The 25522-nt window shown below is 60.5% G+C and carries 34 protein-coding genes; 8 read left to right on the forward strand and 26 right to left on the reverse strand.

The genetic code is table 11. The features are described from left to right. Nucleotides 1-13: 13 nt before the first annotated feature. The 24 genes from ACIPZE_RS14310 to ACIPZE_RS14425 form a co-directional block, all read right to left on the reverse strand. On the reverse strand, nt 14-985 hold the full coding sequence (locus ACIPZE_RS14310) for a hypothetical protein (protein WP_400773392.1): 972 nt from the start codon (nt 983-985) through the stop codon (nt 14-16). After that, on the reverse strand, nt 958-1668 hold the full coding sequence (locus tag ACIPZE_RS14315) for a hypothetical protein (protein WP_400773393.1): 711 nt from the start codon (nt 1666-1668) through the stop codon (nt 958-960). Before ACIPZE_RS14315 ends, ACIPZE_RS14310 begins: the two co-directional genes overlap by 28 nt. Then, nucleotides 1665-2216, reverse strand: a complete 552-nt coding sequence (locus tag ACIPZE_RS14320; RefSeq protein ID WP_400773395.1) for a DNA-binding protein — start codon at nt 2214-2216, stop codon at nt 1665-1667. The genes ACIPZE_RS14315 and ACIPZE_RS14320 overlap by 4 nt, the downstream gene beginning before the upstream one ends. Continuing rightward, nucleotides 2213-3136 (reverse strand): hypothetical protein, encoded by a 924-nt coding sequence (locus ACIPZE_RS14325; protein ID WP_400773397.1) that lies wholly within the window; start codon nt 3134-3136, stop codon nt 2213-2215. Before ACIPZE_RS14325 ends, ACIPZE_RS14320 begins: the two co-directional genes overlap by 4 nt. Then, complete coding sequence (locus tag ACIPZE_RS14330; RefSeq protein ID WP_400773399.1) at nt 3133-3840, reverse strand: phage tail protein; 708 nt, start codon at nt 3838-3840, stop codon at nt 3133-3135. Before ACIPZE_RS14330 ends, ACIPZE_RS14325 begins: the two co-directional genes overlap by 4 nt. A gap of 8 nt (nt 3841-3848) precedes the next feature. Next, nucleotides 3849-5336: a phage tail protein gene (locus ACIPZE_RS14335; RefSeq protein WP_400773400.1), complete on the reverse strand. Its 1488-nt coding sequence runs from the start codon at nt 5334-5336 to the stop codon at nt 3849-3851. A 10-nt stretch (nt 5337-5346) separates the two neighbouring features. Continuing rightward, nucleotides 5347-5871, reverse strand: coding sequence for a phage tail protein (locus ACIPZE_RS14340; RefSeq protein ID WP_400773402.1), 525 nt, complete (start codon nt 5869-5871; stop codon nt 5347-5349). Then, nucleotides 5864-7039 (reverse strand): baseplate J/gp47 family protein, encoded by a 1176-nt coding sequence (locus tag ACIPZE_RS14345; protein ID WP_400773404.1) that lies wholly within the window; start codon nt 7037-7039, stop codon nt 5864-5866. Before ACIPZE_RS14345 ends, ACIPZE_RS14340 begins: the two co-directional genes overlap by 8 nt. Further along, nucleotides 7036-7353 carry a DUF2590 family protein gene (locus ACIPZE_RS14350; RefSeq protein WP_400773406.1) on the reverse strand — a complete coding sequence of 106 codons (318 nt, stop codon included), beginning with the start codon at nt 7351-7353 and terminating at the stop codon, nt 7036-7038. The genes ACIPZE_RS14345 and ACIPZE_RS14350 overlap by 4 nt, the downstream gene beginning before the upstream one ends. Continuing rightward, the gene (locus ACIPZE_RS14355) at nt 7350-9350 is read right to left on the reverse strand and encodes a phage tail tape measure protein (RefSeq protein ID WP_400773408.1); all 2001 of its coding nucleotides are present in this window, start codon (nt 9348-9350) and stop codon (nt 7350-7352) included. Before ACIPZE_RS14355 ends, ACIPZE_RS14350 begins: the two co-directional genes overlap by 4 nt. A gap of 6 nt (nt 9351-9356) precedes the next feature. Continuing rightward, nucleotides 9357-9500, reverse strand: coding sequence for a DUF6890 family protein (locus ACIPZE_RS14360; protein ID WP_400773410.1), 144 nt, complete (start codon nt 9498-9500; stop codon nt 9357-9359). A 20-nt stretch (nt 9501-9520) separates the two neighbouring features. Next, the gene (locus tag ACIPZE_RS14365) at nt 9521-9811 is read right to left on the reverse strand and encodes a putative phage tail assembly chaperone (protein WP_150730508.1); all 291 of its coding nucleotides are present in this window, start codon (nt 9809-9811) and stop codon (nt 9521-9523) included. Nucleotides 9812-9845: 34 nt separating this feature from the next. Continuing rightward, nucleotides 9846-10352: a lysis system i-spanin subunit Rz gene (locus ACIPZE_RS14370; protein ID WP_400773412.1), complete on the reverse strand. Its 507-nt coding sequence runs from the start codon at nt 10350-10352 to the stop codon at nt 9846-9848. Next, entirely contained in the window at nt 10349-10876 is a 528-nt protein-coding gene (locus tag ACIPZE_RS14375) for a lysozyme (RefSeq protein ID WP_400773414.1), read from the reverse strand. Before ACIPZE_RS14375 ends, ACIPZE_RS14370 begins: the two co-directional genes overlap by 4 nt. After that, nucleotides 10873-11079, reverse strand: a complete 207-nt coding sequence (locus ACIPZE_RS14380) for a hypothetical protein (protein WP_400773415.1) — start codon at nt 11077-11079, stop codon at nt 10873-10875. Before ACIPZE_RS14380 ends, ACIPZE_RS14375 begins: the two co-directional genes overlap by 4 nt. Beyond that, a complete protein-coding gene (locus ACIPZE_RS14385) occupies nt 11076-11288 on the reverse strand; it encodes a TraR/DksA family transcriptional regulator (protein ID WP_400773417.1) in 213 nt (70 codons plus the stop codon). Before ACIPZE_RS14385 ends, ACIPZE_RS14380 begins: the two co-directional genes overlap by 4 nt. Further along, on the reverse strand, nt 11288-11740 hold the full coding sequence (locus ACIPZE_RS14390) for a DUF2597 family protein (RefSeq protein WP_280038499.1): 453 nt from the start codon (nt 11738-11740) through the stop codon (nt 11288-11290). The genes ACIPZE_RS14385 and ACIPZE_RS14390 overlap by 1 nt, the downstream gene beginning before the upstream one ends. 6 nt (nt 11741-11746) lie before the next feature. Then, nucleotides 11747-12856 carry a DUF2586 domain-containing protein gene (locus ACIPZE_RS14395; protein ID WP_400773419.1) on the reverse strand — a complete coding sequence of 370 codons (1110 nt, stop codon included), beginning with the start codon at nt 12854-12856 and terminating at the stop codon, nt 11747-11749. A gap of 11 nt (nt 12857-12867) precedes the next feature. Then, nucleotides 12868-13548 carry a phage virion morphogenesis protein gene (locus ACIPZE_RS14400; RefSeq protein WP_400773421.1) on the reverse strand — a complete coding sequence of 227 codons (681 nt, stop codon included), beginning with the start codon at nt 13546-13548 and terminating at the stop codon, nt 12868-12870. Further along, on the reverse strand, nt 13538-13981 hold the full coding sequence (locus ACIPZE_RS14405; protein ID WP_400773422.1) for a phage tail protein: 444 nt from the start codon (nt 13979-13981) through the stop codon (nt 13538-13540). Before ACIPZE_RS14405 ends, ACIPZE_RS14400 begins: the two co-directional genes overlap by 11 nt. Continuing rightward, entirely contained in the window at nt 13978-14439 is a 462-nt protein-coding gene (locus ACIPZE_RS14410; RefSeq protein WP_400773499.1) for a head completion/stabilization protein, read from the reverse strand. The genes ACIPZE_RS14405 and ACIPZE_RS14410 overlap by 4 nt, the downstream gene beginning before the upstream one ends. A 97-nt stretch (nt 14440-14536) precedes the next feature. Then, a complete protein-coding gene (gpM, locus tag ACIPZE_RS14415) occupies nt 14537-15265 on the reverse strand; it encodes a phage terminase small subunit (protein WP_400773425.1) in 729 nt (242 codons plus the stop codon). Further along, entirely contained in the window at nt 15262-16281 is a 1020-nt protein-coding gene (locus ACIPZE_RS14420) for a phage major capsid protein, P2 family (protein ID WP_400773427.1), read from the reverse strand. The genes gpM and ACIPZE_RS14420 overlap by 4 nt, the downstream gene beginning before the upstream one ends. 1 nt (nt 16282) lies before the next feature. Then, nucleotides 16283-17200 carry a GPO family capsid scaffolding protein gene (locus ACIPZE_RS14425; protein WP_400773428.1) on the reverse strand — a complete coding sequence of 306 codons (918 nt, stop codon included), beginning with the start codon at nt 17198-17200 and terminating at the stop codon, nt 16283-16285. A 163-nt stretch (nt 17201-17363) separates the two neighbouring features. On the opposite strand from ACIPZE_RS14425, the gene ACIPZE_RS14430 reads away from it, so the two are divergent. The 3 genes from ACIPZE_RS14430 to ACIPZE_RS14440 all read left to right on the forward strand — a co-directional run bounded on the left by ACIPZE_RS14430 (nt 17364) and on the right by ACIPZE_RS14440 (nt 20534). Continuing rightward, complete coding sequence (locus ACIPZE_RS14430) at nt 17364-19421, forward strand: terminase large subunit domain-containing protein (RefSeq protein WP_400773430.1); 2058 nt, start codon at nt 17364-17366, stop codon at nt 19419-19421. Next, complete coding sequence (locus ACIPZE_RS14435) at nt 19360-20211, forward strand: phage portal protein (RefSeq protein WP_400773502.1); 852 nt, start codon at nt 19360-19362, stop codon at nt 20209-20211. The genes ACIPZE_RS14430 and ACIPZE_RS14435 overlap by 62 nt, the downstream gene beginning before the upstream one ends. Nucleotides 20212-20276: 65 nt before the next feature. Further along, entirely contained in the window at nt 20277-20534 is a 258-nt protein-coding gene (locus ACIPZE_RS14440; protein ID WP_008084736.1) for an ogr/Delta-like zinc finger family protein, read from the forward strand. Between the two features lie 60 nt (nt 20535-20594). Here ACIPZE_RS14440 and ACIPZE_RS14445 read toward each other — a convergent pair whose 3' ends face one another. Together ACIPZE_RS14445 and ACIPZE_RS14450 are read right to left on the reverse strand one after the other, a co-directional pair. Further along, nucleotides 20595-20780, reverse strand: a complete 186-nt coding sequence (locus ACIPZE_RS14445) for a hypothetical protein (protein WP_400773432.1) — start codon at nt 20778-20780, stop codon at nt 20595-20597. Nucleotides 20781-20883: 103 nt separating this feature from the next. Next, nucleotides 20884-21252, reverse strand: coding sequence for a helix-turn-helix domain-containing protein (locus ACIPZE_RS14450; RefSeq protein WP_122594895.1), 369 nt, complete (start codon nt 21250-21252; stop codon nt 20884-20886). 87 nt (nt 21253-21339) lie between these two features. Here ACIPZE_RS14450 and ACIPZE_RS14455 point away from each other — a divergent pair, with 87 nt between their 5' ends. From ACIPZE_RS14455 to ACIPZE_RS14475, 5 genes are all read left to right on the forward strand, one after another. Beyond that, on the forward strand, nt 21340-21540 hold the full coding sequence (locus tag ACIPZE_RS14455) for a DNA-binding protein (protein ID WP_122594896.1): 201 nt from the start codon (nt 21340-21342) through the stop codon (nt 21538-21540). Nucleotides 21541-21569: 29 nt separating this feature from the next. Beyond that, entirely contained in the window at nt 21570-22049 is a 480-nt protein-coding gene (locus tag ACIPZE_RS14460) for a YmfL family putative regulatory protein (protein ID WP_400773435.1), read from the forward strand. After that, complete coding sequence (locus ACIPZE_RS14465) at nt 22046-22411, forward strand: hypothetical protein (RefSeq protein ID WP_400773437.1); 366 nt, start codon at nt 22046-22048, stop codon at nt 22409-22411. Before ACIPZE_RS14460 ends, ACIPZE_RS14465 begins: the two co-directional genes overlap by 4 nt. Before the next feature lie 73 nt (nt 22412-22484). Beyond that, entirely contained in the window at nt 22485-22718 is a 234-nt protein-coding gene (locus ACIPZE_RS14470) for a hypothetical protein (RefSeq protein WP_150730524.1), read from the forward strand. A gap of 2 nt (nt 22719-22720) precedes the next feature. Then, nucleotides 22721-25519, forward strand: coding sequence for a toprim domain-containing protein (locus ACIPZE_RS14475; protein ID WP_400773440.1), 2799 nt, complete (start codon nt 22721-22723; stop codon nt 25517-25519). The last annotated feature ends 3 nt before the right edge of the window (nt 25520-25522 follow it).

Genomic DNA, 25522 nt, shown 5'->3' on the forward strand with positions numbered 1-25522 from the left:
GGGCGTCGGTTTGTCACATCGTGACTGAGGCTAACTCTGCCGACAGCAATCCAGCGCTCGCAGCTTGCTTGGCAAAAAAAAGGGCATTCGTAGGTGGCGGGCTGGAAGCGTGCACATGCTCGCCAACTTGAATATTCATATCTGCTACCAGGTCAATTAAGTCACCGAGTATTCGCAGGACATTCACACCGTTTGAGCCCAACCAAGTTTTTGGTGCCATTAAACACTGGCTCACGCCTGCAAAGCTTTCACGCAGTCTCTCAATCCGCTCTTGCATATCTCCGCCTACTGTAGCGTTGTGCTTTTGACCCACGACTATGTTCAGATCCCGGCCAGTAGCCTGGTGCAGATCATCCACCGCCGCCAAGCTCGCAGATCCGCCCGACATCAGCTTGAGCGCACCCAACGCTTCGATCTTCTTGATGCCACCCACCGTCTCGGTCGAATGGTCGTCCACTGTCCTGGTGTGATTCTGAAAGGCCTCGGTGTTGTCTAGGGCTTCGACCTCGCGCTCGATCGCCTTGTCCTGAATCTTCCCATCCGTCTGGCGCAGCCAGTTGCCGGCAGAGTCGACGCGCTGCTGGCAGGCTTCGCTGTGCTGCCACACCTGGTCGCCCTTCGGCACCCGGGGCAGGCTCAGGCCGTGCGGCAGGATCTGCGTGATAAAGGGCTTGGTCGGCATGCCGTAGGCGAAGCTGACCACGACAGTGGTCCCCTCCTCCGGAAAGCCGAACATACCCGCCTCTTGCCCGCCCATCGGCGCCGGCAGCGGCAAGCTGGTCAGAATCGGCAGTGCCGGATCTGGCTCGCCGTCTGGCCGCAGCACCTCGACGTCGACGCCAAAGCGCGGCCGGAATTCATCGCACAGCCCAGGCGCTGCCGGCGCGTCCGGAACAGCCACAACACGGCCAAAACGTGGCAGATGGTAGCCGCCGGTCAACTCTGGGAATTGGCGCGCTACTGCGCGTTGGATTGCGTCTTCCATCGGATAGCCATCTGATTGCCGGTGAGGGTCACACTGGTGATCCGCTCGCCTTGGTTGATTGATGCGCCTGGCCGCAGACCTGGTAGGGCCGCGATCATCGCGCTTTGATTGCCCTGGTAGCCGTCGAACAGTTCAGCCGGCAGCTGCAGCGGCGATCGAGCGCCGAAGAAGCTATCAGCCCAACTGCCGACAAACACCTCTCCGTCACCCTGCTGCTGCCAAACGAAGTCAGCGATGCCGAACACGCTGGCCATGCTCTGCATCGCCTGGTAACCGGTGGCCAAGCTGTAGAAGTACGGGACCTTCACCTGGGCATAAGGCCGATCGGGCACACGAAAGCGCAGCCCGGTCTTGTTGCTGATCTCCTCGAGCACGGCCTGCAGGTGAACATGACGCAGGTTCATCGGCAGTGACTGGGCGAGGATTGCGGCGACTTCCCGGCAGAACAACACTTGCTCGGTACTGTTCACGGCGGTCGAAGTTTCCACATAGCCGATGAAGTGCCGCTGCAGCACGCTTTCGTTGTAGCCGACATCCAGTGTCACCAGCCCCTTCAACGTGGCAGCGGCTTGAATGGTGAACGTGGCGCGGCCGGGGCCGGCCAGCTCCAGGCGGATGTCGTCTTTAACGACCGGATAAACCACGCCGCCGATCGTCAGCACCTTGTGCAGTTTCATGCTCATGGGACACCGCCCAGGTAGTTATCCAGCTTCTTCAACGTGGCCTCGAAACCTGTAAGAGCAGCGCCGGTACCGGAACCATCACCGCCCGCCCCGGCATCGGCGCCGGCCACGCCGCTACCCGGTGCAGATTGTTTAGTGACGCCATTGGCCGCTCGGCGTTGTTCGACCTTCTCCGGGTTCGATTGCTTCTCGGTCAGAGTGAACTGGACGGACCAGGCCGCGAGCGTGTCATCCTCACGGGCGCTCACGCCTTCGGTGAACTGCACCTGGCGAATACCAAACGCAGCAGCCGTGTCGTTGACGATTCGATAGGTCTTGAGTTGCCCGCCGCCGGCGGTGCCTTCGGCCAGGCGCATCAGCGTTTTGAGCTGTGCCTGGTCGACAAAGGCAATCTGCATGGCCACGGTCAGCGTCTTGGGTTTGAAGCCGCTGTGCGCCTTTTCGCTGCTGCTGGTCTGGCCCGACAGATCGTCGCTCTCGATCCGCAGGTTGGCGGTGACCTTCATTCTTTTGCCCAGCACTTGCTGGCCATCGAGCAGCAGCGTCATAGGCCCACCAGTTCGCGAACAAAGCTCAGTCCGGACAGCGATCCGACCAGCATCACACCGGACGACAGCACCCACTCATGCCCAGGCGCGTCATCGCGCAGCAGTTGCTTGCGCAGCTCGTCCGGCGTACCAGGACCGAGCAGACGTGCCCGCATGGTGACGTCCGCATCACCGCCGGCGAGCAGTGCCTTAAGGTCGTTCAGTTGCTGATCACGGCCCTGTTGCTGCGCCGCCTTGCGAGTGGCCAGCGCCGCCAGATCGGCCAGCGGCGAACTGTCCGCCGCGTAGCTTTCGAGTGCGGCCAACTGACCGGACATGGCTTGCTTGGTTGCCTTCAGCACGGTGCAACGCTCCAGCGGCAGGCTTTGCCAGCGCGGCAACGGGCCGGCGCTCGGCATCACCCACTTCTCCGCCTCGAGCGTGGACAAATGCTGTGCCCGTCTCTCAGCGCGCACCAGGTCCGGAACAGGCAGCAAGGCATTGAACCGTTTCAAGGTGCTGGCCAACTGGCCGAAGTTGGTCGACAGGAACAGGATCGACAACGCGTATTGCGCTGTCGTCGGCCGTGCCTGGTCGGCGTTGTCCGTGAGCTTGTCAGCCATCACCTGCAGCAGGTTCGGCGCCGAAAGGAAACGCTGGTTGCCGGTGCCCTGCCCTATGCCGGATTGAAACGGTGTCACGGTGATGCAGGCCGGCACTTCGCCCAGTTGATCGGCCAAAGCCGATCGCCCGGCCGCAATCACGCTTTCGGCTGCGGCCCCAACCGGTCCCGGATTGGTGGTGGCGAGTCCCGTCAGTCCGGCCAAGCGTTGCGCGGTGCTGGCCAGCTCGCCGCCGGCCAGATCCTTGGCAGCCGTCAGTTCGTCCATCCATTGAGTGGACTGCGCCGGCCAGCGCATCGTCACCGGTGCCCAAGTCACGGCTGCAGCTCCGACCAGGTAACCGCCTCGATCGCATCGATATCATCGTCAGACAGGGCCTGATCCAATCGTTGCTTGAGTGCGTGTGCTTTCTGCAGCTGCTGCAGCTTGAGCGTCGTGAAATCATTCAGCACCTGACGCAGTTGTTTCGGGGTGTGCGTCCGATAGGCCTTGAGCCCTTCGCCGTCGCGGCAGGGATAGACCACGTCAGCAGGCCCGATCGCGCTGACCAGGTTGATCTGATCGTAGAGAGCGGACTGATAGGCATGCGGTGCCCCCAGCGCCTTGGACGTGAAACCGCTCAGGATCTGCGTTTCGCAAGCCTGATTCACTTCCAGGGTTTTGGCTGCGTGACGCGTAACCAGAACGGTCGGGATGTCATCAACCCAGTGCCCGTCGCGCCAGACCTGGTGCGCACCTGGCACCAACAGCGTGTAGCCGGCCGGCAGGGCGTCAAACCGGCTGAGAACCCGAGGTTCGCGGGTTTTCGTGTTGTACGCAGTCATGTTTTCGAGGTTGTCGGTCAGGGTCCACTGCGCACCGGTCCAGAAGGCCGCTTTGCCTGCAGGGATCGCCGGCGGCGCCTTGGCCACGCAGCCAGCGGGAATCAGCCACACATCTTTTTCCAGAGGGCTGGGGTCGACTTCGACCGGCCCAACGTAGAAGCCGAGGCGATCGGTTTGGTAGTAAGTTTTCGTGGTCATGGCCGGTCTCAATAACGGATGCAGAAAAGCAAGGCGATGTTGCGGGGACGGGTTTCATTGCCGCCATTGGCCTGAGTAATCGTGTGCAAGTTCACCCCCTCGCCCACCGAGCTGCTCACGGCCAGGTTCTGCCCGATCACGTTGCCGCCCGGGGACGAAGCGTTCGCGGGAATTCCGTTCGCCTTTGCCAGCGTGGTGTGGGAGTGCTTGGCAAACATCGAGTCCTGGAACGAAGCAAAACCCCGATTGGGGTCAATGCCCCGCGTATCGTCCCAGCCACGCAGGAACTCGCCGCGCAGATCCGGCAGGTTGAATGTCGCGACACCGTCACCGGCGCCGAAGGTGGTGCCGATCCGCGCAAACAACGCGCTGTAGGCTGTGCGGGAAACGGCAGCGCCGTTGCACTTAAGCCAGCCGGTGGGCGGCGTGATCATCGCGAAGGTCGCCACTTGCCCGGTTTCGGCACTGACCATCTCAGCCTTCAGACTTTGCAACGCCTTAGTGGTCGCAAGGATCTCGCTGCTGTTGCTCGCCGGATCGTCGCTTTTGGCGTTTGGCAGGTTGCCCAGGTCGACGTCGTCTTTGGTCGTTGCTCGAGCGCGCAGATTTTCGTAGTCGCCAGTGCGAGCAGCGAAGTGCGCGACCAGGGCGCCGTCGATCGCCTCGACGTTTCGGCGATCGGTGAATGCGTTGGCCGACGCCAGATCAGCGATCGCCACGCAGTAATGCTGCACGCCCGCGCTGTCGCGGTAGTCCGGTCGATTGGCGCCGAACACCACGTTCCAGCTGGCGACCACGTCGCTCAGCTCGCGCTGCAGCGCAACGTCGAGCCAGGCCGTGGTGGGAAACGCCACCGGCGCAACGGCCAGCGCGGTGCCGCGCACGACGCGGATGCCCTCGATGTAGGCCATCCCGGGTTTGAGCTGATACGCGCTGCCGACCTTCTCCAGCTGCAGCGAATTGCCAAAGAAACAAGCGCGGCCGTAGATGTCGCGATTGCTCAGGCGTTCGCGCTCATCGATGCCTGCCAGGCGCACGGTGAAGTCATGCTGCCAAGTGCTGGCATCGATGGTGATGCCGGTCAGTTCCTGGGCGCCGTCGAATGCCACCAGAAAGTTGCGCGTGAGGTTGTTGCCGACTTGCAGCGGCGGAATATTGCGCCGCTTGATCTGCAGCGGCACGTAGGCGACGGCAAACAACACGCCCTCGGCCGTTTCGAGACCGATCCAGTTGAAATCCCAGTCGCCGATATCAGAGCCGATCTGCGAGCTGTAAACGACCTGGTTAGGATTCACGAACCCGGCGTTTTCTGCCGGGATGTTGTAGACGTGCATGATCTGCGCGGCGGCAGGCTTCGCTGCCGCGCGATCGACCGGACCGTTGGCATCGAGCCCAGGAACGTTGGCAAAGATGAAACGCACCACGTCCAGACCCTGTTTGGCGACGTGTTTCTGTGCGATCAGGCTTTCGCCGGCGAGGGTAATGCTGGCTCCCATTCGTGGGCTCCTAAAGAGTGGCGACCAGCGTTTGCTGATCGTCGTTGAAGTCGACCAGCGCAACCCCAAGGGTCACCGGCGTCAGGGTTACAAAGTCGTAGCGGCGGCACGTGCGGCCGTACTGTTGAATCAGCACACGCAGCAGCTCGGGATTCTTCGCCAGTTGGGAGTCGGTGAAGCGCAACAAAACCACGTCCCAGTCCCGATCGGGCATGCGCTCCTCGATCTCGACGTAACCCACGCCGAGGCGCTGCAGGATGCGTTTCATCCCGGCGGTGCTGCCGGCGTCTACCGCGTTGATAAAGGCGAACTTCACGCGCAGCCGGTACAAGCTTTCCGGCTCGTCCTTGAAGCGGGTGATATCGCGCTGCCAGGCCAGCAGATCGAGCATGACCGGGTGACAGGTTTCGGCGTCCATCTGCAGCAGCGGCCAGCGCAACCAGTCCTCGACCTTTTCCCACCACGATTGCGAGGCCTGCTTGAGCTTGGTCAGCTCGGTTCCGGCGAGCCAAAATTTCAGTTCGAGCTTAATCACCGAACACCGCCTGCAGACTCCGAATCCGGGGAATGTTCAGCTCGGACAGAATGTCGACGTTGTCGAAGTCCAGCGACTCGATATCGGGAAACTGCAGGTGCAGTTCTTCGCCCAGGCGGCTGAAGGAAAACCGCGACTGCGGAAACGTCAGCGTCGGCTGATAGTCGGTGGTGGTGCTCTCGCGAAAAGCGGCGCGAATAAACAGTTCGATTGCTTCGAGCAGCGCCTGGCGTTTGTCGGTGGCCACCGTTGCGCGGGGCCAGATCGTCACGCTCAGGTCGTGCAGAGTTTCAGGCATGGCCATGACCAGCATGTCGTCGCCATGGCCGTGATTGCCCTGGTCTCGGATATGCGAGTTGATCAGCTCCAGGTAAGCCGCTGCCGGCACGTCGGCATCGAACAGCACGAACGCGTTGGCGCTGCCGGGGCCACGCGGGGCGCCATGTTCGAAGTAAACACCGTCAGGGCGCACACCGGGAAAGGCCGAAATCATCGCCCGGTAAACCGCATCGGTGTGCCACTGGTTAACCGCCGAGAACTGGTTACGCACGCGCAGGCGCAGCTCGTCGTAGGGTTCCGGGTCTGCCCCGGGCACGGTCAACCAACCGTCCTTGTTGATCACCTGGGCAATGCCCGGCACCGGAACCGGCAAGATCGCGTAGTAACCCGGCGCCAGGTTAAATCCGGATCCGCTCTCGATGGCTTCAACCGGGATCTCCAGCTGCATCAACCCGTCGTTAAAAGCGCCGGCGGCGGTGGTGATCAACTGATACACATGGCCATTGATGGCGGCCGACTGGACGATGGTCCCGGCCGGCACGACCAGCGCGCCGCCGGCGGCCGTGCGAGTGAACAGCAGAAAACCCGAAGCCTTGCTGGCTCCTTTGCGTTCAACGTTCACTGCCCACGCGAGCATTTCAAGCCAAGCGCCGGTCGCTGTCTTGACGAAAAAGTTCGGCAGCACCGACTCGACCAGAAAGGTCAGGATCCACATGACCGGCTTTGTCACCAGGGCAGTGATCACCCGCCAGAACGGTGAGTAGGCGCTGGTGTTACTCAGCTTGCTGCCTTGGGCCAACACCTCTTTTTCCCACGCCTGGCGCAGTGCCGCCTCGGTGGTCGGAATGCCGGCGTCGGAGAGTGCCTGCTTGAAGTCCACGTCGCTCAAAGGTTCACCTCGATGCTTCCGAATTTCAGGGTGGTGGCCGTGACCAGGAACTGACCTGGCTGCAGCTGGGAGATCTGCGCAGTGCCTGGCACCAGTCGCTCGTCGTTCTCCACCAACAGTTCCAGCTGCTGAATGCAGTCGCGCTGACGCAGCCGATCGCGCTCGGCCACCAGGGTGACCAGCAGCCCGCTGTCGCGGATCATGTGGGCGATGTCTTGAGCGATGCAGGCACGGTCGTCGACCAGGTTGGGCTGCTGCGACAGATCCAGTGCCAGGTCGTTGTCGATGATCAGCAGGTCGATGTATTCGCTCATCCCCCCACCGCCATCGAGACCATGTTCTCGAGCTCCAGCGGCGTCATCGGCTTGCTGGTGTGAATGTTCACGTTTTCCACGGTGTTGCCCTTGTTCTGGCTGTTGCTGTTGTTCTGAATGCTGGTCAGTAGCCCGCCAGGCGGCACGGCGTTCGGACGCATAGGCGACAGTCCAACGGCGCCGCCGGCGTTCATGCGCTGGCGTGCTTGTTCGGCCTGTTCGGCCAGTGAAGGTGTGGTGACCAGGGGCGGTGCCATGCCGGGCAGATCTGGCGCCTTGGGCAGATCGCCAAAGCTGGCATCGATCTCAACGCCGGGGATCTTGTTGATCATCTCGATCAGTCCGTTGATAGCACTGCGGAAAATCGACACGATGCCGTCCCAGGCAGCGGACGCCATGCCGGACCATCCGCCGATCGAGCCGAACCAGTCAGACAGCGCCTGCAATTGGGCGGAGATCCACTGAAACGCGGCGGTGTTCATCAGCGCGGCGGTCCATTCATCCCAGTAGACGATCGCAGCGATGATCACCGCGCCCAGGGCCATGATGCCCAGGACAATTAGCATCACCGGGTTGGCCGACATGGCGACGTTGACCAGCCAGATCGCGCCCTGCCAAAGCAGCATTCCAACCCTGACGATGCCCATCCAGGTGTACATGGCGACCAGACCAACCACGAAGGCGGCGACCATGACGGTGTGGAACAGGAACATGGCGATCGACTTGTAACCCTGCCAGTTCAGCAGCTTCCAGACCGTGAGCGCGCCCAGCCAGGCCATCTTGCTGATGCCGACCACCAGCGTGACCGCCGACATCGCAGCGACCAGTCCGAGGATCACCAATACGGTGATACCGATCACCCGCGTGATGTTGGGGAAGATCTGCGTCCAGCGCGTCAGCGTGCCGGCGATGCCCACCAGTTTGTCCATCAGCGGCGTCAGCATCGGAATCAGCGCCTGTCCGAAAGACGTGCGCAGCGCCTCCACGGCGGCGCCGAACTGCTGCCACGGATCGACCATGGCCTTGGCCATCTTCTCGGCGTTCTCCAGCCCTCGGACCTTGCCCAACTGATCCAGCCCGTTTTTGAACCGATCCGTGTCCTTGGCCAAAGCGTTGATCACGCGGGCACCTTCGCCGCCGAACGCTTCCGTCAGTTTGGTGCCGGCAGCCGCGCTGGTCAGATCGCCGAACTTGCCCTCGAGCTTGGCCAAGATGTCCGCCATGGGCATCAGCTGATCGTTCTGATCCGTGAACTTCATCTTGAGCTTTTCAGATGCGGCGCCAATGTTCTCGAAGAACGACTTGTACAAGCCGCCGGCATCGCCGCCTTCCATGGTGCTGCTCAGCGTGCCGATCACCGCGAACTGCTCGGCGATGTCGACGCCGGCGGTGTTGGCGATCTGCCCGACTTCCTTGAACGCATCCTTGAGCTGTGCGCCGTCCGTGCGGAACAGCTGCGCGGCCAATGCCGTCTGGCCGCCCAGCTTTTCGACCCACTGGCTTTTGCCCATGGTGTCGGCTGATGTCTTGAACAGGTTGTACATGGTGCCGACGTAGGCGCCCATGGTCTCGGCGTCGGACTTGGTGGCTTTGGCCAGCAGGTTGCTGGTGTTGGTGAACGTGGCCAGTTGGTCGCCGGCCAAGCCCTTGATCGCACCTGAAATACTGTAGGCCGAAGCCGCAAAGTCGCGGGCATTGGCCCCGTAGTTCACTGAGAACTCCAGGGCTTTCTGATTCAGCGACGTCAGCGCGTCCTCGGCGACACCGAGCGAGCGAACTTCACCCAGGGCGCGATTCATTTCCAGCGCTGGCTGCAGCGACTCGCTGATGCCCTTGGCGGCGCCGACCATCCCGCCCAAACCGAGCGCCATTTGCTTGATGTTGGCTTCGCCCTTCTCGGCCAGGTCGGAAAAGCTGGTTTTGACCTTGCCCAGGGGCGCGCTGACCTTGTCGGTCAGGCTCAGGATGAAGGCCAAGCGGGCACTGCGGTCAGCCATGGGGTTTTATCCGTTCAGCGCGAAGGCGATGCCGTTTGCCACGGCAATCTCCATCCGTCTCCAGTGTTCGTCCTCCAGCCACTTGGCCACCCCCATGCTCTCGATGGTCGGTTCGGTACCAGGCAGCCAGCGATTGGTCAGGGCCAGCAACTGGCCCAGCCCGTCCTCTTTTAAGCCGTCAGCGTGCTCGAGGACTTTTTTACGACGATGCCCAGATCCGGCGAGTACTCCTCAAGCAGCGCGCCTGCCAGTTCCATCACCGTCACCGGGTTGGCCAGGAACGGTTTCAGATCGGCTTTCTGATCGGGTTTGATGGTGCCCATCAGCAGGTTGGTTGCCGGGGAAACCTTGTTCGCTTGAGTGGTGGCGTTGAAGTACTTGGTCACGTCCTGAGGGGTCAGGGTGAACACGAAGTCGGTGCCGCTGATTTCGAGGGTGATGTCGCGATTTACGTTGGTCATGGGTCTATCCGTTGAGGTTGGTTGAATAAAAAGGTCAAGGTTTCACCGGCGTTCGTTGCACCACCGTGCCGATGTAGTCCTGCAGGCCAAGCACCATTCGCCGAGTTAGGGCGAGTTGGTCTCGGAGGGTGAAATAATCCGATCGAGCGTCTGCTGCGAGTTCGGAGGATCCAGCATCAGCCACGCCGCCGGCGCCGGAATGGGCGGCAACTGGGGCGACTGGACAGGTGGCTTTGACGAGCAGCCGGCGAGTGCCAAGAGCAACATCCCGCTGCAAAGCCTTGTTGAGGTCGAGCGCATTTTTCAGCTCCTGGGTGTGTTTCAAATCGTTGGCATCGCGGGCAGCGAGCATTTCACCGCTGACGCGCGCCGCTTCGAGCAGGCCGTCGCGTTCGGTGCTGACCGTGCCCAGCCCCCGCACGGCGTCATCGCGTTCGATACGGGCGTCGTCACGCTGATCGGCCACGTAATCGAACAGAACGTAGGTCAGCAGGCTGGCGAGCAGCAGCGCGCCGGCCAGACGCATCGGTGCGGTGGTCATTTGATGCAAATCCTCGCTTCGTCAATGCGGCGAGCGTGCAACCCGGGGACGAATCGCTTTTTGCCCTGGGCGTCGGTGACGTACGACCAGACCGGCGTTCGGCCATCCGGCGCCCAGGCCAACGCCTTGCAGCCGGCAGCGATATCGCCCGCATTGATCAGCGCGACAGCGCGGCTCGCGCAAGTCGCCGGCACGCCGACGTTGTGGCTGTGGCTGCTCAGAGCGTCAAACGTGTTCTGCCCGATCGCCTGATTGGTCAGGCAATCCGCCAACGCCAGCTGGCCCTTCTTGATCACCAGTTGTTCCACCTCGGCGCAACGCGCCGGCGACCAGTAGTCGCCCACGATCACCGGATAGGGGCTGGTGTATTTGGTGATGCCCAGGCAGACCGTGGGTAAACCACGGGCGAGTGCGTCGGCGTAAACGGTGTTCTGGCCCGTGCCCTCCCACTTGCCGAGCAATGCAACCAGCGGCGCGCTGACCAGCACCAGGACGCCGGCAGCGATCTTGTTGCGCAGGCTCACGACTTGCCCTTCCAGTCGAGCAGCATCTGGCGGTACTTGGGAACCAGCAGAAAGATCTGCAGCACCATGTAGAGCGCGGTCAGCATGTAGGCGACCGCCGACCAATCGACGGTGCCCGTTGCACCTGTAGCGGCTACGCCGATCGCGGGCGATGCCTTCGCCAAGGCAATGGCAGTGTCTTGGGCGACCTGATTCGCGCTCATCGCTGAACCTCTTTTTCAACAGTTGTTTGGCAAGGCACGCAGCGAGTGATGCCGCCTAGCGCCTGGCGCTTTTCTGGGATTGGGTTATCACAGTCCACGCAGTGAGTCCGGCTCGGTCCGGACGGACGCTTGCAGGCGAGCTGGGCCGCAATGGCCTTGTCCCGCTGCAGCTGCTCAAGCGCCTGAGCGCGATCGAACCAGTCCACCATCAGCTAAGCCCTTCGATTTCAGTGGAATCGAGGTACGGCACGCCGTTGATCTTCACGAAGTCCGGACTGGTGACGTCATACGGGATCTTGTGAGTGTTCTTAGCAGCGCCCTTTGGATCGATGCTGAGCAGGCTGGAGATGCGCAACTTGCAGCCAAAGGCTTCGATGCGCAGCTCCTCCTCGCCGGCCTTGGCGAAGAACACGGAGTCGAACAGGGGCAGCTTGCGGAAACTCCCGGCAGTCTTCGCCGCCTCGATCAGCAAATTGAAGTTGGTGGTATCCAGCTCCATTTCGCCGGCGGCCGCTACGTCGCCGTCGACGTGCCCATTGGGCACGCCACGCGTCTGCGCTACGGCGGTGTTGTCGGTGATGTCCAGGGTGCAGGCTTCGACGTGAATGGTCAGATCGCCCACGGTGATGTCGAAGTTCTTGCCGCCAATTTTTGCAGTCATGCAGGGTTACTCCGCGATGGAAAGATCGAGCGCGATGTTCGCGGTCAGGTCTTTCGGGCAGTTGAGGGGGCGAACGCTGATGTACACCTCGATCGCGGTTTTGCTCGTCCAATTAAGGACAATGGCGTCGTCTGCGGGCGTTTCGATTTCACCAGGGAACACCTGGCCAGCGAAGGTCGTTGACTTGGCCATCGCACGCAGCGGAGTCATCAGAAAGGTTTTGTTGCTGGCCATGCTGTTGGCGCTGCTGTTCAGGCGCCGATCACCCACACGACGGATCAACAGCGGACGAACGCGGCGTGCGGCCTTGTCGACAATGCGCAGGTACTCGATCACCCGAAAATCGCTACCAGGGGTGTCGAGCATGTTGCCGTCCCCCCAGTACACGCCTTCGTAGTCCGCGTAGGTCTGAGTGACCGAGAAGCGCGACTTGTCCAGTTCGGCCCGCACGGCCGAGGTCAGCGGCACACCCTCGGCGTCCACCGGCACAGGGCCGAGACCCAGCACGGCACCGGTGGCCACGCGCATCGGACTGTCGGCAATGCTGACTTCGGCAGTGGCCAAGCGGCCGGACAACACGCCCAGGTCATTGCCGTGCAACTGTGGAACGCAGAGCACGCGCGGCGCGGCCAGGCCTTCGGTGATCGCCTTCTGGGCAGCGAGATATTGCGACCAGCTCATGCCTGCTTGAATGCCGGCAGACGACGCCATTACGAAAGCGCGGCGACCGTAGGTGTTGCTCAGTCCGATCGCGGCTTCATGCATGTCGCCCAGCTCATCGCCGCTCGAAACCGTCGCGCAGATCACGATCGCTTCGAAGGAGTAGTTTTGCTCCAGCGCGGTGGTCAGCGCGTCCTGCCAGGTCTTTTCCGCGACCAGAGGAATTGCCAGGCACGCCCAGCGATCGCCGCCGTTCAAACGTGCAGCGGTCACCTGCGTTTTCAGGTCGCTGGCTGGAATGCCCAGCATCACGTCCAGATCGCTGTCGGTGTTGAGTGCGATCACCTGACCCTGACTTTTGGGGCCGGCGCCGATGAAAAGGAAATAGCGCTCCACCTCAGTGACAGCGCCCTGACTGAGATTGAGATTGTTGACGCTGACTTTACCGAGTGCCATGCAGTGCCTCGTTAGCGGGGTGAATTTAGGATTTGTTGCAGCACCAGGTTCACCAGCTCGCTGGTTTCTGATTCCGTGCCGGGGCCGAGGAACTGACGTTTTGGCAGGGTGATCTCCCAGCTTTGCGCACCAGATGACTCGGATTTCTCATCGTCCAAGAGGCGGATCAGCAGACCCGCCTTGGCGTAATTCAAATGCTCCTGAATCCACGCCACAGACGGGCGTGTCAGGGTTTTCTTTCCGGCCTGCCGGGTTTTGAACCCCAGCCGGCGCAAGCGCTTTGCCTGCTTTTTCGTCGCGGCCAGACCTTCGGGAACCTTGTTCCATTGGCGCATCTGCGCGGCGGTACGGCGCTCGGACACGCCGTTATGTTGCTGGGAGGCAACCCACCTGGTCAGCGCGTTGCGCCAGCCCAGCTCGGCCTCGTCCGCGTCCAACCGGGTGACCTCGAGCAGCTTGCCCAGGCCGGATTCCATCTTCTTTTTGCCCTTCGACGAGCCTTTGCGGGCCTCGAATGGGGAACCGTCCAGGTTCTGCTGGTCACGGATCCGCTGCCGGCTTTTGCTGCGCACGCGCTTGCTGACGTTATTGAGCAAACGCCGGCGCAACTGCGGTGGAAGCTCCATCAGCGCAAGCTGTTTCTCCACGTCCAACATCCCGCGGATATCGCGCTCAAACGTGCTACGCGCCACGGCTGGCCACCTCGCCTTTTTCCGCAACCCACAGCTCAAACGGCTTGAACGCGTAGAACTTGCCGAAGGCTTCAATCTCGCCGTCGTCGGCCTCGGAGAGGTATTGCGGTTCGCTGAACTGCAGCTTGATGTCGACGTCGGCCAGATCGTTGTCGAGCATTGTCACGTCGAACACCGGCGCCGGCAGACCATCACGGTCATCGTCGTTCGTCTCCAGCCAGCTACCGACCAGCGCCATCAGGCGAGCCGGGTTGTCGGCAAAGCGCTCAAGCACGATCGTCGCGCCGTAGTTCATATCGCCCATGCGCATGCCGTCGACGTCGGGCTTCCAGATCAGCTCGAGGCTGACCTGGTCTGTCCAGCTGTCGAGCTGTTCAGGCGCCACCAGACGGCGCTCGATAAGGTAGGCGGTCAAGGCGCGAAGCTTGATCACAGGAGTACCGCCGTGATGCGGCCACGGCCCTGCAGCGATCGCACAGCCTGCTGACTGAACTCGAGGAAGGTTTCCTTGCGCTCGGGGGCTTCCTTGCCCAGGTTCTCCGCACTTTCGCGGCGGATGATCGAGGCGAATTCCGGCAGCAAGCTGGCCTTCGCACGGCAATACACGGCGCGCTTGTACGTCTCAGCTTGAAAGGTGCGCTCCGGCAGGACGGTGGTGTCTGCAGATTCAACGCGTGACACTCCAGCGCCCTGCCAGCGCGCTTTTAAACTGGCCAGATCACTGTTGACCTGGGCCATGGCCGTAGCCAGGTTGATGACCAGCATCTCTACCAGGTGCTCCGCCGGCAGGCGGTAGCCCTTCTGAAACTCGATCACGGAGAGATCCGGCCAAAAGCCGTCGTTCTCGATCGCGTGTTCCACAAAGGTGGTGGGCTTCCCGGAAAAGCTCATTGCTGGCCGCTCGAATAGGGCGGGGAGCCTGTTTTCAGTGGGACGGTCCATAAATGGGCGGCTCACTTCCACAGGTCCCCGCTGGGGGGGTAGTCGGTTATTCGGAAGCCGGGTTAGCGGCCGCTTGTTTTTCCAAGGCCTTGCGGACTTTTTTGATTCGCGTGTCGTTGCCGGCTTTCGGGTACAACTCGGTGGAGCGCTCCAAATGCTCGAGCGCGGTTTCCCATTGCTCAGCCTCCATAGCGCGCATACCGATCAACTTGTGGTATTTGCTAGGGATCTGCTCAGGCAGGTCCCATTCACCATCAACGCGGGGCAACAGGTCGGATAGGTAGGGCTCAGGGCTGCGGCCGGCGTTGTATTCGTCGTACGCCCAATCGGCGATGGCATCCGCAACAAAGGTCTGAATGTCGCGGCGATTGAATCGCTCCGGCATCTTCTGGCCCTGCTCCATCAGAAAGTCGGCAAGCTCCAGCGCGTCTTCGAACTGGGCGGTATCGAACAGCCACACCATCACCTGCACCGCAACGCGATTGGTGAAGTTCAGCCCCGACTCGCAGTAGCGCTGCACGTATTCCTGGTACTTGGGCAGCAGCTCGTCGCGCTTGAGCAATTGGCGACCTGCCAAAGCTCCCTTCATCGCGCTCAGGCGCGCCAGATCCTGATCCAACGACGCTTCCTGCAGCATCAGGTTCTTGCGAGCATTAGCCGGACTGCTCAGCGCGTCGGCCGGGGTGTACGGCATGGCTGCGCTCGACTGCGCAGCGGCAGCAGCGGTCACGCCCATCGCCAGCGTGCGGCGCTTGTGCGCCAGGGCCAGGCTCACGCCACGAGCTCCACGTTCTCGGTCAGCGCGATCTTTTCCAACTGCTCGATCACGTAACCTTCGTTGCGGCTGTTGTAGTCCTCGACGCGGGAGCGTTTCGGGTTGTCGACGGCCTGCTTGCGCCAGCTGGAGTCCTGGAAGTAGATCGACAGGTTGTCCCAGCTGGTGACCAACACCGCATTGACCGGGAAGTTCGGCACGCTGAACGAAGGCAGACCGCCGTAGGTCGCGATGACCTGCAGGTTTTCGATGCGCTCTTTTTCGGTCGGGGTGTCGCCCTGCTTGGTGTACAGCTTGGCCTTGTCAGCCGCCAACAGGTCGGAACCGATGATCGCGACTAGGTCGCCGTCTTCGCGCAGGATCTCGTCGACCATTTGCTTGGTGTCATGCACCAAAGCATCGAGGTTGACGTAGTCGCCGCCGGCGCCGAGTGTCACCTTGCCTGCAGCAGCGCCTTCCTTGAGCACCTGCTGCGGGGCCTGCTCACGCAGTTGTTGCAGCCAGCCCTTGTTCACGTCCTGCAGCTTTGGATTCGCAGCCAGATCGGTTTGAGTTGCCGCGTGGGTGCCGTGGAAACCGATCACGATACGGTCCTGGGCGATACGCTTCTGCACCGCGCCAGAGTAGCGATCCTGAAAGTCCGGAAACTTCGCCCAAGCGTCGATCTTCGCGTATGGCAAACCCACGTCGGACTGCGTGTCGCTCAGTTCGTAGGTGGTGTTTTCCAGCGCGGAAGCATCCTTGGCTTCGCGGTCGGTGGTTTTGGTGTTGGTGCGGCCTGTCACCGGGCCGTTGACACCAATGAACACTTTTTCGCCCTTGATCTCGCTGACCGGAACGACGTTGATACGCTCAAGGAAGTCTGCCTTGGCGGTGATCGAGTCGTTCAGCTCTTGAGCGATCGATGGTTCAACGCTGAAAGACCTGCTGGCGCGCTCAACACCGTAGGTTTCGGCGATCGCTTCCTGCAGCGCGGCGTACTGCTTTGCGCCCTTGGCGCTCAATGGCTGGCCCATGTCAGAGCACCCGCTTTTTAGCAGTGGTCACAGGACCGGGGTTGCGTGGAAGCTGGCGCCCGGTTGGGGTGTTCTGCAGCGCAGAGAATTGCTTCTGCAGTGCGGCCATGCTGGCGAGCAGGGCTTTGTTCGTGGCGCCGCCCTTGCGGCCGAACTCGCGCTCCTCCTCGGCAGTGGTCACGATGCCGTCGACCGCCGCTTGCACGTCGTCGATCGGTGCGGCTTCAGGCTCAGGAGCCTCTTCCGCGACGGGCTCAATCACAGCCTGAATGCCAGCAGCGACAATCAGCAATTGAGCCAGCAGGGCTTTAAGGGCCGTTGCTGTAGCTTCATCCATTGGGGGTTTGCTCTCGGTTGGGGTGGTGGGTTCGGCGGGCGGTGCGTCCACTGCAAAGCGCTTGAACAGGCCGGTGAGCAAGCCAATCAGCTTGCCCACTTCGCCTTGGGGTTCCTCTTCAAAGGAGCCCAATTCCACGGACGCGGCGTAGAAAGCGTCCCTGTGGGTTTTCTTCGAAAAATAGAGTTCCTGCGTGCCCAGGCTGGCCGGTTCATCAGTCACGCCCAGGCCGGTCAGGTACGCTTTGCCACTGCCGGCGAAGTTCGGAGTGATCTCGATGCTGGTGAACAGCTTCTGGCCTTGGTCATTCAGGTACAGCAGTCGATCGTTGGGCTTGAGCTGGGCTTCCAGAGCAATTTGCCCCTCTTCCAGGTCATCGCCCTCTTCCACCAAGCGCACCGCATAAACGGTGCCGTGGGAACCACTCCAGCGTTCGTGGTCGCACCAGATCACAGCCGTGTATTTGGACGGCTTGTAGGTCTCGGCGATATCGCGCAGTTCCTGGGGAAGGATCTCGCGACCATCGGCGGTGGTGCCGCTGGTGGCGACACGTTTCCAGAACGAAACAAGGGAACGGGGCATGGGCGATAACTGCGCTCAATCGGTGATTTGAGCCGCCAAGATATGGAGCAAAACGCCCCCTAACAAACGGTTCAATTGCGCGTTCCTCCTAGATTCAGGATCTAGGTAAATCGCAGAATTTAACCCCGCGTTTTCACTGTTTTCGCCGCATAGACTGCGGCCCATGTACTACTCGACCGAAGTTAAAGAAGCCGCCAAACGCCTGTTTCTGCGCCGCTGTAAGGCCAAGGAAATTCAGGCGCAACTCAACCTGCCCAACATCCGGATCGTCTACTACTGGATCCGCCAGGGTGGATGGGAGGACATGCTGTCGGACGAGGAACCGCTGACCGCTGTTGGCCGGCGTATCACCTTGCTGCTAGACAAGGTCGGCAGCCTTTCCAAGGACGATCTGAACGAACTCGACCGACTGACCGCCGTGCGCGAACGGCTGCTAAAGCAAGCCGCCAAACCGGCGCCGGCGGCGGCATCGATCGGAGACGATCCGGGCGATTCCTCGGAACCTCGCCAGCGCCCACGTAGTGATCGCTCCGGTCGTGGCGAAGGCGGCGGCAAGAAGAAAGAGAAGAAGGCCAAGAACGACATCAGCGGGCTCACTGAAGTCGACTTCCTGGACAAGTTCATCAGCAAAATGTACCGCTACCAGCAGGAGCTGTTCGCGGCCAAGCAAAACCCGCTGACGTGTCGCATCCGCAACATCCTCAAAAGTCGGCAGGTGGGCCTGACCTACTACTTCGCCGGCGAAGCGTTCATGGACGCGGTATTGAGTGGCGACAACCAAGTCTTTCTGTCGGCCAGCCGATCGCAGTCCGAGATCTTCCGCAGCTACATCATCCAGTTCGCCAAGCAGTGGTTTGACATTGAGCTGACCGGTAACCCGATCGTGCTGAGCAACGGCGCCGAACTGCGCTTTCTCAGCACCAACAGCAGCACCGCCCAGGGCTATCACGGTCACGTCTACGTCGACGAATATTTCTGGATCCGCGACTTCGAAAAACTCAGCACCGTGGCCAGCGCCATGGGCACCCACAAAAAATGGCGCAAGACCTATTTCTCGACGCCCAGCGCGGTGTCGCACCAGGCTTACCCGTTCTGGACCGGTGAAGAATTCCGCAACAGCAAGCGCGGGAAAAAGGCCGGCGGCACCTGGCCGATCGAGGCGGCGTATACCCAAGGTGCGCTGTGTCCGGACGGGCAATGGCGCAAGACCATCACTATTCAGGATGCTATCGACGGCGGCTGCGATCTGTTCGACCTCGAGCAGCTGCAGCTGGAGTACGACGAGGACAAGTTTCAGCAGCTCTTCTACTGCAAGTTCATCGACAGCACCCAAAGCGCATTCGGCCTCAAGGATCTGGAGCGGTGCTATTCCGACCTGTCGTTGTGGGAGGACTACAAGCCCGACGAGGAACGACCGTTCGGCAACAGCCCAGTCTGGCTGGGCTACGACCCGAGCCGGACTCGCGACGACGCGACATGCGTTGTCATCGCCCCGCCGCTGGAGCCTGGCGCGAAGTTCCGGATCTTGGAGAAGCACAGTTGGCGTGGCCACTCGTTCACCTACCAGGCCGCCCAGGTCAAGAAGCTGACCGAGCGCTTCAACGTCCAGCACATCGGTATCGATGTCACCGGCGTGGGTTACGGCGTGTTCGACCTGGTGCGCGACTTCTACGCCAAAGCGACGCCGATTCATTACAGCCTCGAGGCGAAGAACGCCCTGGTGCTCAAAGCCCAGGACACGATCCAAGGCAGCCGCATCGAGTGGGATGCCGGATGGACCGACATCGCCCAGGCGTTCCTGACCATCAAACGCGGCACAACCAACAGCGGCCAAGTCACCTACAGCGCTTCGCGCACCGACGCGACCGGCCACGCCGACATCGCGTGGGCGGTCATGCACGCCCTGGCCAACGAACCTTTGAACACCAACAAGCGGCGTCGTAGCCGCTACGTCACGAGTGGAAACAATGCCCAATCCTCGACACAAAAAGCGCCAGGTCAAACAACAGGCACGACAGCAGCAACCGATGCGGGCGTTTACGTTCGGCGAACCAGAACAGGTACTGTCGGGCAACATCGGCGAGTACTTGGGCGTGTTCCTCAGCGACGACGGCGAGATCTACAAGCCGCCGGTGTCGCGTCCCGGCTTGGCCAAACTGTTGCGCGCCAACGCGCACCACGGCGCAATCCCGAAGTTCAAACGCAACTTGCTGCTGCGTGAGCTGGTTCCCTCGGCCGGCTGTAGCGCTCGCACAATGGGCTGCGCGGGGCTGGACTACATGGTGTTCGGCGAAGCCTTCTTCTATCGCGACACCAACGCCTTCGGCCAAGTCCTGGAGCTGCAGCATCTGGCGTCGATCAACATGCGGGTGAAGGTCGACGGCGGTTTCCGGATGCTGCTGCCGGACGACAAATTCATGGACTTCGACCAGGACGAGATCGAGCACGTCCTCGACTATGACGTGGAACAGAACATTTACGGAGTGCCAGACTACCTAGGCGGCATGCAGGCGCTGCTGCTGAACGAAGCTGCGACCTTGTTCCGCCGGCGCTACTACAGCAACGGCGCCCACGCCGGTTACATCTTCTACACCAATGACCCGGATCTGACCGAGGAGGACGAAGACAACCTGCGCGCGCAGATCAGCTCCAGCAAGGGCGTGGGCAACTTCCGCTCGATGTTCGTCAACATCCCCAACGGCAAGGAGAACGCGATTCAGATCATCCCTGTGGGGGACTTCCAGGCCAAAGACGAGCTGGAGAAGGTGAAGAACATCACCCGCAACGACGTGATCGCCGCCTGGCGGATGAACCCCGCGCTCGCCGGCATCATTCCAGAAAACAGCGGTGGCTTTGGCGACATCGAAAAAATTGACCGGGTCTACACCAGCAACGAGATCCGGCCGATCTGCCAGCTGTTCAACCAGATCAACGACACCTTACGACCAGACAGGCGAATCAACTGGATAGAAGCCAATATTCCAGTTGATCCCACTGCATCCGGTGCTTAGCTAAGAGATTGCCACTATATATTGTGGCAATATGGTGGCGATTGGCTGCCCTGGGGAGGGACACAATGCGAGTTGAATGCAAATGCGGACACAGAGGACGGATCGCTTCGAGGGAGAAGCTATCGACGGAGTTTGCGAAGCTGTACTGCCAGTGCCTGGACGCAAAATGCGGGCACACCTGGGTCGCGAATCTGACGTTTTCGCATACGTTGAGCCCATCGGCTCAGTCTTTCGAAAGGATGTTGTTCGACCACTTGCGGGATATGCCCAGAGCGAAACAGCGAGAGCTGTTCGAGCAGCTGGGATCACAAGCGGTAGCGTGATTTGCAAACCGCCGACTCAACGGTGTCGGCGATCGTATCTATCGATTGAGCTAACGGCGATCAGCTTGCTTCCAGTTCCTCTGGAATTGTCGCCAGTGCCTCGGTGAGACGCCGTAGTTGCTTTCGATCTTCTTCGGTCAACTGGCGATATAGCCCAACCAAACGACGTTCAATTTTCGAGAGGTCCCGCCATTCAAACTCAACAGTTTGTACATGACCGTTATCGATCGTTACGCGATCCAACATGCTCACTACTCCATATAAGTGCATTGCTGAATCGACGTTATCGGGGACTGGAAACGGCTTTAAAACCGAGGGGCGACGAATGTATTACATACTTTGTTACAAGCTAATTCGAGTTTTTGGCAACGTCATCTGCAATGGCCTGCAGAAAGCGACGCACAGATTTTTGGTCTTCTGGAGGCATGCTGCGATACCGCTTCACCATCACTTCTTCATCCTCGCTCAACCCTCCAACTGGAGCGGGGGTTCGGACGCCCGTGACGATATAAAGGATGTCGAGCCCCACGGCGCTCAGGGCCTTCAAATAGCCAGTATCCGGGCGGCGCTCATCTCGTTCGTAGCTCCCCTGAGTGTTCCGGGTTACGCCGCCAATTTGAGCCATTTCCTCTTGTTTAAGCCCCAATCGAACCCTTTCTTCGCGCAAACATTCGCCCGCACTCAACTCCGAGATCTCACTCGATGACAACTTTTTCAAACTTTAGCCCCTTTACAGGACAAATAAACTGGTCATAATCAGCGCCGTACGAACACGAATCCACACAAACGCACACGAGCGAACACTATGCCCGCCACCCTTACAACCGAGCAAGCCCGCGAGGCCTTGGATCACAAAGGAATGAGCATTGCGGAGTTTTGCCGGATCCACACGCTGAATAAGAATTTGGTCAGCGACCTTTTAAACGGTCGTAAAAAAGGTCGCCGCGGGGAGGCACATCGCGCCGCGGTGTTGCTGGGTATCAAGGACGGCGTGATCGAACAGTAATGGCACTGGGCCACAGGAAAAAGCAGAACATGAAAAGCACAGTTCTAAAAACTCGGCGCCAGGTAGTCAGCGCAATCATCTGCGCCTATCCCGGCGGACGCGAATGCGCCGCCGCTCGCATCGGCCTATCGCTCAAGAAGTTCGACAACCACGCCTATGAAAATAACAACTGCCGCCCGCTGACCGATGCACAGATCCACCAGCTCGAGCTTGATACCGGGACAACCTTTCTTTCCGAGTACATCGCAGCAATGTACGGCGGAATGTTCGTTCCAGTGATCGAGCCTGAAGCATTGGACAATGTGGAAATGTACGCCCGATGCGTCCAGGCCTCAGCCAAGAAAGGCACCGTCGACCACCTCATTGAGGAGGCACTGAGGGACGGGATCATCAGCGAGGCCGAGGCCGAAGCGATCCTTCATGCGGACTCACTGCACCTCGCTGCCAGACACGCCGAAGTTCTAGCGGTCATCCAACTGCACGCGTCGAAGTCGGGGAAAGCCAAATGACTGCCATGCCCGAAGTGAACGAATACCAGGACACGCTGCAGCGCTTCGCACTGTTGTTTCTTGAGCGTCACCAAGCCGAACATCTGAGCAACGATCAGCGGCTGTTCAGCCGAGCCGTCCAACATCTGGTTGCGGACTACGACGTGCAGACACAGATCGCGGAAAGGATCGTCCACCTAGCCAACAGCACCATGGTTGCCGTGCGCGATCGGCAGCGCCTGAACATCCAGAGCAGCACGTCGACCCACACCGTAATCGTCGACCCAGTCACCGGCAGCCAATGGGCCGTGCCAGTCAGCCTGATCTACGAGCGAATCATCAACGCGCCAGACATTGGCCGTTTCCGCTTAGCCAACTCGTAACACCAACTCCAAACGAACGCCTGCCCCACCCCCGTGGGTTTGGGTGAGCTGCGCCTGAAATCGAGGTTTCAAGATGGGAAACGCTGTGATTCTGACCACCCAATTGCCAGCTGCAGAAGCCGAAGCGCTTCTGGCTGTGATGCGTGAGCAGTACCGCTTGAGCCTCAACGACTACTGGTACGCGGATGAATACCGCTATGTCCCACAAGAAAAACGGCACAGCTCGATTCTGGAAAGAACCCCGGTGATGGCTGCGCAAAAACGCCTGATGGCAGCCCTCTCCCTCAGCCTCAAAGCAGTGAAGTAATCATGAAAGAAGATCTTCGCCACGACGTGTTGCAACGCCTCCAATTCGACTTCGGATTGAAGCACCGCACGGGCACCGACTACATGCGCGGCGGCACCTGCCCCAAGTGCAAGAAAAAGGAGCTGTATTCCCGTTTCGATACGCCCTGGATGGTGATCTGTGGTCGCCCGGAAAAGTGCGGCCACACGCTGCACGTGAAAGAGCTGTACGACGATCTGTTTGAGGATTGGAGCAAGCGCGCGCCGGCGACCGACCAGCACCCCAACGCCACCGCGCGCGCCTATTTGGAATACGCCCGAGGCTTTCGGTTTGAGTTGATTCAGGGCTGGTTCACGCAGGAAAGTTTCTATTCCCCTGAACACAACGCCGGCAGCGCCACGGTGCGTTTCGCTCTGGAGAAAGGCGGCTGGTGGGAACGTCTGATCGATCAGCCACACCGCTTTGGCAAGATGAAGGCGCGCTTTAAATCCAAGGACAGCTATCGCGGCGTCTGGTGGTGCCCGCCCTGCGTCGACCTGCTCGAGGTCAAGGAAATCTGGATCGTCGAAGGCATCTTTGATGCCATCGCCCTGGTGCACAACGACATCGCGGCGGTGTCTGCAATGTCGTCCAACGCGTTCCCGGGGGACTCACTCAAGGCGCTGATCAAAACCCGTGAAGGCGGCAAGCTGCCCAAGCTGGTGTGGGCGCTGGATAACGAACCGAGTGCCAACGCCTACACCCGGCGCTGGGTCCGTGAAGCCCGCGCCCTGGGCTTCGTCTGCGAATCCGCGCAGATCTCCCAGCGCGACGGACGCAAGGCTGATTGGAACGATCTGCATCAGCGCTGGAGCTTCATCCAGGACGATGCCAAGCGTGCCGAACAGATCGCCACCGATCTCAAGCAGGCGCGGCATTTGGGCGCCCTGCTGCTGGCAGACAGTGCCGCTGAAAAAGCCTTGCTCATGTACGACTGGAACAAGCGCGGTGAATTTCACCTGGGCTTCGGCAGCCGCCTGTATTGGTTCAAGCTGGACATGGAGAAATTCAACCGAGCCATGTCCGACATCGAGGACAGCGACAACCACGACGACCAGTTGCTCAACCAGGCGCAGCAGCGCGAAAAGGCGCTGCAGCAATCCGGCAGTGTGGTCGAGATTGCCAACTGCTACCCGCAAGCCCTGTACTTCCAGCGTAACGAGGTGACCGACGAGTCCTGGTATTACCTGCGCGTGGACTTCCCACACGACTCGGAAAGTGTGAAAAACACCTTCACCAGCGGCCAGTTGTCAGCGGCCAGCGAATTCAAAAAGCGCCTGCTAGGCATGGCCGCCGGCGCCATGTTCACCGGCAGCGGCCAGCAGCTCGACAAGCTGATGAAGGATCAGCTGTTCGGTATCAAAACCGTTTCAACGATCGACTACGTCGGCTACAGCAAGGAGTACGCCTGCTACGTCTACGGCGATATCGCAATCAAGGACGGCAGCACCTACAAGGTCAACAGCGAAGACTATTTCGAGTTCGGCAAGCTGCGCCTGAAAACCCTGCAGAAAGGTGTGCCGATCAAGCTGCAACGTGACGGCAAGGACTTCAACGAGCAGTGGGTAAAGCTGCTATGGACCTGCTTCGGCGCCCAGGGATTCGTCGCCCTGGTGTTCTTTTTCGGCTCGCTGTTCTGCGAACAGATCCGCGCGCGTTACCAGTCCTTTCCGTTTCTGGAAGCCACCGGTGAGGCCGGCGCCGGCAAGACCACTCTGCTCAACCTGCTGTGGAAGCTGCTGGGCCGCGAAGGTTATGAAGGTTTCGATCCGATGAAGTCGACCAAGGCGGGTCGCTCGCGCCTGATGGGTCAGGTCTCCGGCATGCCGGTGGTGTTCCTTGAGGCCGATCGCCACAGCGACGATCGAGCACACGCAAAAACCTTCGAATGGGACGAGCTCAAAGACTTCTACGGCGGCGGCACGCTGGCCACCAAAGGCGTGAAAACTGCCGGCAACGAGACCTATGAACCACCCTTTCGCGGGACGATCGCCATCAGCCAGAACGCTGCCGTGGTGGCTCACGAAGCGATCATGACGCGCATCGTCAAACTGCATTTTGTGCGCCCGACCGTTACCCCGGAAAGCCGTGCGGCGGCTGATCAGTTGAACGCGCTGGACGGCGGCACCCTCAGTCATTTTTTGCTGAAAGCGGTGGGCAAAGAATTTGCCGTGCTCGATCTGTTCGCCCAGCGCATGCCGGAACACGAAGCCAAGCTGCGCCGCCTGCACACCCATTGCTTTGCCTGCAGCACGGCTTATATCAGCGACCAAGGTAACTGCAGCAGCTGCGGCTATGACCTGCGCGGCTACATCCGTGTCGAGCGCATCAGCAAGAACCACGCACAACTGCTCTCGCTGCTGGACGGCCTGCGCCTGGTCCTGAAACTGAGTGATCCGCAAGTCGCTGCCACGCAGCGGCAGATCGTGCGCATGGCCATCGAACGCCAGGCGTCGATCAGCTCCGACCACCCGGCCGTGGCCGAGTTTTGGGAGGTTTACGACTACCTCGAATCGCTCAGTGAAGATCCGGTGGTCAACCACAGCAGTGACCCGGCCGTGATCGCCATCAACCTCAACGAATTCTGTGAACGCGCCGCCGAACACAAACAGAAGCTGGCCGACGTGGCCACGTTGCGCGACCTGCTCAAGGAGTCGCGCTCGCGCAAATTCCTCGACAGCAACAAGGCTGTGCACAGCGCCGTGCGCGCCGCATTCAACCACCGTAACCCTGTTTCACAACCCCGACCGACCACGGTCAAGTGCTGGACATTCAAGGCGTAAAGG

Origin of the sequence: Pseudomonas sp. NPDC089741 (assembly GCF_044748825.1) — a bacterium.
GTDB classification, from domain to species: domain Bacteria; phylum Pseudomonadota; class Gammaproteobacteria; order Pseudomonadales; family Pseudomonadaceae; genus Aquipseudomonas; species Aquipseudomonas helmanticensis.

Bases quoted from the DNA above. Each gene is read 5' to 3' on its own strand.
- ACIPZE_RS14310 (WP_400773392.1), bottom strand. From the start codon at position 985: ATGGAAGACGCAATCCAACGCGCAGTAGCGCGCCAATTCCCAGAGTTG.
- ACIPZE_RS14315 (WP_400773393.1), bottom strand. From the start codon at position 1,668: ATGAGCATGAAACTGCACAAGGTGCTGACGATCGGCGGCGTGGTTTAT.
- ACIPZE_RS14320 (WP_400773395.1), bottom strand. From the start codon at position 2,216: ATGACGCTGCTGCTCGATGGCCAGCAAGTGCTGGGCAAAAGAATGAAG.
- ACIPZE_RS14330 (WP_400773399.1), bottom strand. From the start codon at position 3,840: ATGACCACGAAAACTTACTACCAAACCGATCGCCTCGGCTTCTACGTT.
- ACIPZE_RS14335 (WP_400773400.1), bottom strand. From the start codon at position 5,336: ATGGGAGCCAGCATTACCCTCGCCGGCGAAAGCCTGATCGCACAGAAA.
- ACIPZE_RS14350 (WP_400773406.1), bottom strand. From the start codon at position 7,353: ATGAGCGAATACATCGACCTGCTGATCATCGACAACGACCTGGCACTG.
- ACIPZE_RS14355 (WP_400773408.1), bottom strand. From the start codon at position 9,350: ATGGCTGACCGCAGTGCCCGCTTGGCCTTCATCCTGAGCCTGACCGAC.
- ACIPZE_RS14365 (WP_150730508.1), bottom strand. From the start codon at position 9,811: ATGACCAACGTAAATCGCGACATCACCCTCGAAATCAGCGGCACCGAC.
- ACIPZE_RS14370 (WP_400773412.1), bottom strand. From the start codon at position 10,352: ATGACCACCGCACCGATGCGTCTGGCCGGCGCGCTGCTGCTCGCCAGC.
- ACIPZE_RS14380 (WP_400773415.1), bottom strand. From the start codon at position 11,079: ATGAGCGCGAATCAGGTCGCCCAAGACACTGCCATTGCCTTGGCGAAG.
- ACIPZE_RS14385 (WP_400773417.1), bottom strand. From the start codon at position 11,288: ATGGTGGACTGGTTCGATCGCGCTCAGGCGCTTGAGCAGCTGCAGCGG.
- ACIPZE_RS14390 (WP_280038499.1), bottom strand. From the start codon at position 11,740: ATGACTGCAAAAATTGGCGGCAAGAACTTCGACATCACCGTGGGCGAT.
- ACIPZE_RS14395 (WP_400773419.1), bottom strand. From the start codon at position 12,856: ATGGCACTCGGTAAAGTCAGCGTCAACAATCTCAATCTCAGTCAGGGC.
- ACIPZE_RS14410 (WP_400773499.1), bottom strand. From the start codon at position 14,439: ATGAGCTTTTCCGGGAAGCCCACCACCTTTGTGGAACACGCGATCGAG.
- ACIPZE_RS14420 (WP_400773427.1), bottom strand. From the start codon at position 16,281: ATGGGCCAGCCATTGAGCGCCAAGGGCGCAAAGCAGTACGCCGCGCTG.
- ACIPZE_RS14425 (WP_400773428.1), bottom strand. From the start codon at position 17,200: ATGCCCCGTTCCCTTGTTTCGTTCTGGAAACGTGTCGCCACCAGCGGC.
- ACIPZE_RS14430 (WP_400773430.1), top strand. From the start codon at position 17,364: ATGTACTACTCGACCGAAGTTAAAGAAGCCGCCAAACGCCTGTTTCTG.
- ACIPZE_RS14440 (WP_008084736.1), top strand. From the start codon at position 20,277: ATGCGAGTTGAATGCAAATGCGGACACAGAGGACGGATCGCTTCGAGG.
- ACIPZE_RS14445 (WP_400773432.1), bottom strand. From the start codon at position 20,780: ATGTTGGATCGCGTAACGATCGATAACGGTCATGTACAAACTGTTGAG.
- ACIPZE_RS14455 (WP_122594896.1), top strand. From the start codon at position 21,340: ATGCCCGCCACCCTTACAACCGAGCAAGCCCGCGAGGCCTTGGATCAC.
- ACIPZE_RS14460 (WP_400773435.1), top strand. From the start codon at position 21,570: ATGAAAAGCACAGTTCTAAAAACTCGGCGCCAGGTAGTCAGCGCAATC.
- ACIPZE_RS14465 (WP_400773437.1), top strand. From the start codon at position 22,046: ATGACTGCCATGCCCGAAGTGAACGAATACCAGGACACGCTGCAGCGC.
- ACIPZE_RS14470 (WP_150730524.1), top strand. From the start codon at position 22,485: ATGGGAAACGCTGTGATTCTGACCACCCAATTGCCAGCTGCAGAAGCC.
- ACIPZE_RS14475 (WP_400773440.1), top strand. From the start codon at position 22,721: ATGAAAGAAGATCTTCGCCACGACGTGTTGCAACGCCTCCAATTCGAC.